General features: G+C 49.8%; 3 protein-coding genes and 1 pseudogene. 1 reads left to right on the top strand and 3 read right to left on the bottom strand.

The genetic code is table 11. The features are described 5' to 3' along the window. Nucleotides 1-121, top strand: a pseudogene (locus AAG834_RS13605) (IS630 family transposase); the annotation flags it as partial. Between the two features lie 198 nt (nucleotides 122-319). Here the strand turns inward: AAG834_RS13605 and AAG834_RS13610 are convergent. Genes AAG834_RS13610 through AAG834_RS13620 form a run of 3 tightly spaced genes read right to left on the bottom strand, consistent with a single transcriptional unit; the run spans nucleotide 320 to nucleotide 2,454 of the window. After that, nucleotides 320-1,096 (bottom strand): TatD family hydrolase, encoded by a 777-nt coding sequence (locus tag AAG834_RS13610; protein ID WP_342032438.1) that lies wholly within the window; start codon nucleotides 1,094-1,096, stop codon nucleotides 320-322. A gap of 4 nt (nucleotides 1,097-1,100) precedes the next feature. Then, a complete protein-coding gene (locus tag AAG834_RS13615) occupies nucleotides 1,101-1,457 on the bottom strand; it encodes a PilZ domain-containing protein (RefSeq protein WP_003760734.1) in 357 nt (118 codons plus the stop codon). 19 nt (nucleotides 1,458-1,476) lie between these two features. Continuing rightward, nucleotides 1,477-2,454: a DNA polymerase III subunit delta' gene (locus tag AAG834_RS13620; RefSeq protein ID WP_342032439.1), complete on the bottom strand. Its 978-nt coding sequence runs from the start codon at nucleotides 2,452-2,454 to the stop codon at nucleotides 1,477-1,479. Between the last annotated feature and the right edge of the window lie 178 nt (nucleotides 2,455-2,632).

The raw sequence follows: 2,632 nt of genomic DNA on the forward strand, positions 1-2,632 counted from the left end.
TTCACCTGAGCTCAACCCGATTGAGAAGGTGTGGGCGAATATTAAGCGGTATCTGCGAACCGTATTGTCTGATTACGCCCGATTTGACGATGCGTTACTGTCCTATTTTGATTTTAATTGACTATATCTGTACTGTCTGCGGCTTCGTCGCCTTGTCCTGATTTAAATTTAATCCACTATAGGTTACCCTGCCATCGTTCATTGCCGTCCCTAGCCTATTTGATATTCGACTGAACACTTATATAAAAACATTCCAAATTTCAAAAGGTCGTCTGAAATGCCAACTAAGGCATTTCAGACGACCTTTGTTCCATTCGAATCAAACACGGATATCGGGTACTTTATTGAACAAACGATAGAAATTATCGCTGGTGTAAGCGGCGAGCGTTTCCACGGATTCGCCACGCAGTTTCGCTAAAAACTCGGCGGTGTAGCGGACATAGGAAGGTTCGTTGGGTTTGCCGCGTTTGGGAACAGGGGCGAGAAACGGGGCATCGGTTTCAACCAGCATTCGATCCGCAGGGACGTATTTGGCGGCTTCCTGAATTTGCGGGGCATTTTTGAAAGTAACAATACCGGAGAAGGAAATGTAAAGCCCCAAATCCAAAGCGGCTTTGGCGAAAGCAGTATCTTCGGTGAAGCAGTGGATAACGCCCGAGTTGGTTTGACCTTCTTTCAAAATCGCCAAAGTATCGGCGGCGGCATCGCGGGTGTGGACAATCACGGGCAAACCGCTTTCATTGGCGGCTTGGATGTGTTCGGCGAAGCGGCGGTGCTGCCATGCCAAATCGCCTTTGCACCAGTAATAATCCAAGCCCGTTTCGCCTATGCCGACGACTTTCGGGTGTTTTGCCGCTTCAACCATTTCGGCAACGGTAAATTCTTCGGCTTCTTGGCTGTCGGGGTGGACGCCTATGGTGCAGTAAATCTGTTCATTGGCTTGGGCAATGTCGAAGACTTCGGCGAAACTCTGTTTGCTCACGCTGATGGCAAGCGCCTGCTTAACGCTTTGTTCTTCCATATTGGCGAACACTTCAGGCAGGCGGTTGCTCAAGCCTTCGAAATTGAGATGGCAGTGCGAATCGATTAAATGCATGATTTTAAAGCGTGAAAGTAACGCGGTCGCTGCGCAGTTTCGGTCCCAACTCGCCTTCAATCAGGGTTTTCGCCTGAAGACAGCTCTCGTGTTCGGAAAATGCCAGTCCGACACCTTTAGGGCGGTGGGCGGAAGTACGGGCAGGGTTGATCCAGACGACTTTGGTAGGCAGGAAGCGTTTGGGGTAATCGGCGATTTCAACGGCAAGCAGGATGTCTTCGCCTAATGAAAATACGTCTTCGGTCGGAACGAAAAGTCCGCCGTGTTCGAGAAACGGCATATAGCAGTTGTAGAGCAGAGTCGGGTCTTTGAGCTGCAACGCCATCATTTTCGCCGGAATGTCTTTATTGTTGTTTACCATTTTGTTTTACCTTATCTAATTATTTGTTTTGCCAAAATTCGAGATATTCAGTCAGCAGATACTCAAGCTGCATTTTAACACTCAAGGTGTGGTATCCGTAAGGGCTGAGTGCGTTCAGACGACCTGTCAGCGCAAACAGGCGGCGGGGATCGGTTTTGGAAGCCGTCTGCGACAATGCCTGCGCGTAATCGGGATAATAAAGCGGCGGCATTTGTTGTTGCGCCAAGCCGACATCCAACAGCCATTTCTGCATCCAATCGATGAAGACTGCCAACGGCTGTTTGTGTTTGTCGAACGCAGCGGCGTAGTCGAGTATCGTCAACAGGCGCGGCGCGGCAAGTAAAGTGAGCAGATCTTCGCGCAAGTCATCAATTTCAGGCGTATGGGCAAACAACGGCGCGCCGCTGTGAAAAGCCAGCAAAGATTCCGCATCGTCCACACCCTCTTCTCGAAGATACGCCAAAGCTTCATCGCGTGAAGGTGTCGGCAGAACCATCTGGCGGCAACGGCTTTTAATGGTCGGAAGAAGCTTGTCGCGTGCATGCGTAACCATTAAAAAAACAACGTGTTGCGGTGGCTCTTCCAAAGCTTTGAGCAAACCGTTTGCCGCCTGTACATTCATACTTTCAGCGGGATGCACCAATACCACCCGCAATCCGCCGCGCACAGCCGTCAGATAAATGTTTTCGACAATATCGCGCACGGCATCGATTTTAATCTGCAACAATTTTCGCCCGACCGCACCATCTTCGGGGATTTCAGGAGTAAGTTCGTAGAAATCGGGATGACTGTTTTGCAAAAACAAATGACACGAAGCGCATACGCCGCAAGGCTGATGATCTTCCCGAGACGATTCGCACAGCAAAGCCTGTGCCACAAACCGCGCAAACGCTGTTTTGCCGGTGTTTTCCTTGCCGGTAAACAGCCAAGCGTTCGGACGGTTTCCCCAATGATCGGCAAGCTGCCGCCACTGGTTTTGATGCCACGGATAAATCATGTCGAAAAGTACAAGCGTTTGAACAAAAGCGTGATTATACAGGGAAATGTTAAAGGTCGGCGGATTCGCATTTGAAGTGCAACTTTCCATAACAGAAAAAGGCCAGTATGCGGTAGCATACGGCCTTTCCTGCAAGAAAGATTGCCATGAGCTACACACAACTGACCCAAGACGAACG

This window comes from Neisseria sp. Marseille-Q2251 (assembly GCF_940793045.1).
GTDB lineage: Bacteria > Pseudomonadota > Gammaproteobacteria > Burkholderiales > Neisseriaceae > Neisseria.

Coding starts and splice junctions, on each gene's coding strand:
- AAG834_RS13615 (WP_003760734.1), bottom strand. CDS start 1,457: ATGGTAAACAACAATAAAGACATTCCGGCGAAAATGATGGCGTTGCAG.
- AAG834_RS13610 (WP_342032438.1), bottom strand. CDS start 1,096: ATGCATTTAATCGATTCGCACTGCCATCTCAATTTCGAAGGCTTGAGC.
- AAG834_RS13620 (WP_342032439.1), bottom strand. CDS start 2,454: ATGATTTATCCGTGGCATCAAAACCAGTGGCGGCAGCTTGCCGATCAT.